Source organism: Microvirga massiliensis, from assembly GCF_001006805.1.
GTDB classification, from domain to species: Bacteria; Pseudomonadota; Alphaproteobacteria; order Rhizobiales; family Beijerinckiaceae; genus Microvirga; species Microvirga massiliensis.
In genome coordinates this window covers 1-2,311 of record NZ_LN811394.1, presented here as the reverse complement: position 1 = coordinate 2,311, position 2,311 = coordinate 1, and the positions used below count along the sequence as shown (strand labels likewise).

The following is a 2,311-nucleotide window of genomic DNA, read 5'->3' as shown; positions in this document are numbered from 1 at the left end:
TCGCCTTCGACCTCCCACCCTCAAGGACGCGACTTACGGCCCAATCCTCTCGACGAGCGTCGGATCAAGCCCGCTTTCCTCTTACGTGAGGAGCTTCATGACGGCCCCTGGTTCAGCAGCCGAGCCGAAGGCCATGAGGGTGAGGCCCTGTTCCGCCATGCCTGCGAGATGGGCCTCGCAGGGATCGTCTCGAAGCGGCGTAACGAGCCCTACCGGTCAGGGACATGTCGGATTGGCTGAAGGTGACGTGTGAGAGGTTAGGTCGAGGGCATGCCTGACCTAGCGTCATCATCACAGGTTATTGCCACGGCTACATGACCACCTAAATTGCGGGTGCCAATTTTTCCCACCCTTCAGACATGCCTTCCAAATCAGCCCTCTCGGTGTCCCTGACGCCCGAATTGACCGCGCTTGTGGCCACCAAAGTCGCCTCGGGCCGCTACCGCAGCGCCAGCGAGGTCGTGCGGGCTGGCCTTCGGGCCCTGGAAAAGGAGGAGCATCATCTGCTGAAAAGGGATGAAACTCCCGCCTGCAACCTCGATTTTCTCGACGACAGCGAGACGGGCAGGCTCACGCGGGTCTACGAATGGTCCCGTACCTCGATTGGACCGCTCTCCTCTTGGCCGCAAAGCCTCAAAACGACGGTCGGCCTTCTCCTGCGCTCGCCGGTTCCCATCGTCCTGCTGTGGGGACCGGATGGCGTCATGATCTACAACGACGCCTATTCCGACTTCGCGGGAGGCCGCCATCCTCGCCTGTTCGGCTCCAAGGTAAGAGAGGGCTGGCCCGAGGTCGCCGACTTCAACGATCACGTCATGAAGGTCGGCCTGAGCGGGGGCACGCTATCTTACCGCGATCAGGAGTTGACCCTCTATCGAAATGGGGTTCCCGAGCCGGTCTGGATGAATCTCGACTACTCTCCCGTGCTGGACGAGAGCGGCCAGCCCGCAGGCGTGCTCGCTGTCGTGGTGGAGACGACCGAGCGCGTGCTGGCCGAGCGGGCACTGGCAAAAGCCGAGGAGCGCCTGTCCTTTGCTCTCGACGCATCCGGCATGGTCGGCACCTTCGACTGGCACATCCCATCGGATACCTTCTACTCCGACCCACGGTTTGCCGCGATGTTCTCGGTCAATCCCGAGAAGGGCGGGGCAGGCACACCGATTGCCGACTACATGGCCGGTATCCACCCCGATGACCGGGGCCGGGTTGCTGAGGCGGTCAATCACACCATCGCGACCGGTCAGAAATACGTTCAGGAATACCGGCTCCTTCAAAAGGACGGCACGGTTCGCTGGATCGAGGCGCGCGGCGAATGCCTCTATGATGACGAAGGCAAGCCCCTGCGGTTTCCCGGTGCCGTGGTGGACATCACCGAGCACAAGCGCGCCGAGGAGGTCGAGCGGCAACTCGCGGCCATCATCACCTCGTCGAACGATGCCATCGTGAGCATCAATCTCGATTGTACTATTACAAGCTGGAACGAAGGGGCGGAACGGCTCTATGGCCACCGGGCCGAGGAGGTAATCGGCAAACCCGTCACGATCCTGCTACCCGATGACAGGAAGGACGAGGAATTAGAGATCATCGAGCGGATTTGCCGGGGCGAGCGCGTCGAGCACTACGAGACGATTCGCCAACGCAAGGATGGAAGTCTCGTCGAGATATCGCTGACGGTCTCACCTGTCAGGGATGCTCAGGGCAGCGTCGTCGGTGCATCGAAGATTGCCCGCGACATCACCGAACACAGGCGTGTCGAAGAGGCCCTGCGGGAAAGCCAGCGCCACCTGAATGCGGTGCTCAACAATGCCTCGGTCGCAGTCCTCCGCATGGATGAGCGCCAGCAATGCGTCTACATGAACCCCGCGGCCGAAAAGCTCACCGGCTACTCGCTCGCGGAAGTGAGGGGACGAGCCCTGCACGATGTCATTCATCACACCCGTCCTGATGGTAGCCACTACCCCCTTGAGGAGTGTCCCATCGACCGGGCCTTTCCCGAGGCCCATCAGATGCAGGGCGAGGAAATCTTCGTCCACAGGGACGGCAGCTTCTACCCCGTGGCCTTCACGGCGAGCCCGATCCAGGGCGAGGACGGAAAGCCCATCGGGACCATCATCGAGGCGCGTGACATCCGGTCAGAGAAAGAGGCGCAGGAGCGCCAGCGCTTGCTGCTTCGAGAACTGATCCACCGGGTCAAGAATATATTCGCGATCACAAGCGGCATGGTGAGTGTAAGCGCCCGGTCGGCGCGCACCCCACAGGAGATGGCTCAAATCCTTCGCGGGCGGCTCGATGCGCTCGTGCGAGCCAATGA

The 2,311-nt window shown here is 61.8% G+C and carries 1 protein-coding gene and 1 pseudogene; both read left to right on the top strand.

Annotated features, from left to right (window positions below; all coding sequences use genetic code 11):
• Positions 1–240, top strand: a pseudogene (locus tag BN1233_RS49400) (hypothetical protein); the annotation flags it as partial.
• 119 nt (positions 241–359) lie between these two features.
• Positions 360–2,311 (top strand): type II toxin-antitoxin system ParD family antitoxin (locus BN1233_RS44075; protein WP_147707868.1); only part of this gene is annotated, 1,952 nt, incomplete at its 3' end.